The sequence below is a fragment of the Acidiphilium iwatense genome (genome assembly GCF_021556475.1).
Taxonomy (GTDB): domain Bacteria; phylum Pseudomonadota; class Alphaproteobacteria; order Acetobacterales; family Acetobacteraceae; genus Acidiphilium; species Acidiphilium iwatense.
The window spans coordinates 1-1069 of the sequence record NZ_JAKGBZ010000155.1 but is presented as its reverse complement, the minus strand read 5'-3'; the positions used below and the strand labels follow the sequence as shown (position 1 = coordinate 1069).

1 protein-coding gene and 1 pseudogene are annotated in these 1069 nt (G+C 65.6%); both read right to left on the bottom strand.

Going from position 1 to position 1069, the window contains the following annotated elements; translation table 11 throughout:
- On the bottom strand, window positions 1–552 hold a 552-nt coding region (locus L2A60_RS20835), incomplete at its 3' end, for a transposase (protein WP_235706314.1).
- Window positions 553–609: 57 nt separating this feature from the next.
- Window positions 610–1069: pseudogene (locus L2A60_RS20530) on the bottom strand (IS4 family transposase); the annotation flags it as partial.

Here is a 1069-nt window from a genome sequence, read left to right as displayed (position 1 = left end):
ATCGACGAGTTGAACGGTGCGGGTCGCCGCGGCAAGACCGATCAGGGCCAGCTTGAACAACCGTCCGGCATCTTGCATCTGGGTTTCTTCAAGCCTGAGGCCGTCGCTTTTCAAGGACCTGAAAATTTCTTCGATTCGCCATCTCAGCCGGTATAAGCGCACAATTTCCGCGGCTCCGGCGGCATTGGCGACCTTGAGCGTGGTCAGTAGTCGCCACAACAGCGGTGAACTCCCGCTGGGGGCATCGATCTCGCGGGCCTCGATCATGGTGAGGGACAAATGCTCCGGCCCATCTGCGTCGCCGCCACGGCGCGGACGGCAAACCTCAACCGTTCCAGCGCGCAGCGCCACGATTGCGACCCGTGCGGCAACGCCGGTGCGCGATGGCGCGACACGCACCTCGGTCCGGGCCAGTTCAGGCCAAGCTTCGGGGGCAGCGAACAGGCGGCCTCCGCCATCCAGCACACGATCTCGCGCGGCACGGACAATCAAGTCGATCGACGCAGGACGCCTGGCAAAACCCGCATAGATGTCGCTCTCGCGATCGGCCACGACGACGACCAAAGTGGCATCGGGCAATCGCTCGGCGGCGCGCGCAGCTCCTTCCAGTCACCGCACGCTTTCCTTGTCCTCCAGCGCTCGCTCGCGCGCAGGTGTCGCGTCGAACTCATCCGAGCGGGTCCAGATCTTCGCGTCGAGCAGGCCGAGCACCGCCTCCGTCTCGCTGTCGATGGCGATCACCGGATGCAGAAAAAACCCCGCCGATACGCCATCACCCGCCGGCCCAAGCCCCCGGCGACGCTCCTCGCGGCCGGCGAAATTGATCTCCGTCGTGTCCTGTGCCGCCACAATCCGACGTCCTTGGCAGGCAACGGCCGTGCGATGCGCCAGCGTCTCGACCATTTCGCCGCACGTGACCGAGGGGGCCGACAGGAACCGATGGATCGCAATCTCCCGCGCCCGGGTGCCGCCGAGCTTGCGTATGACCAGCGAGCCGGTCTCCACCACCCGTTCGACCAGCGTGCTCCCCATCGCCGCACGCCGCGCATCACCAAAATGACCCAAAGCT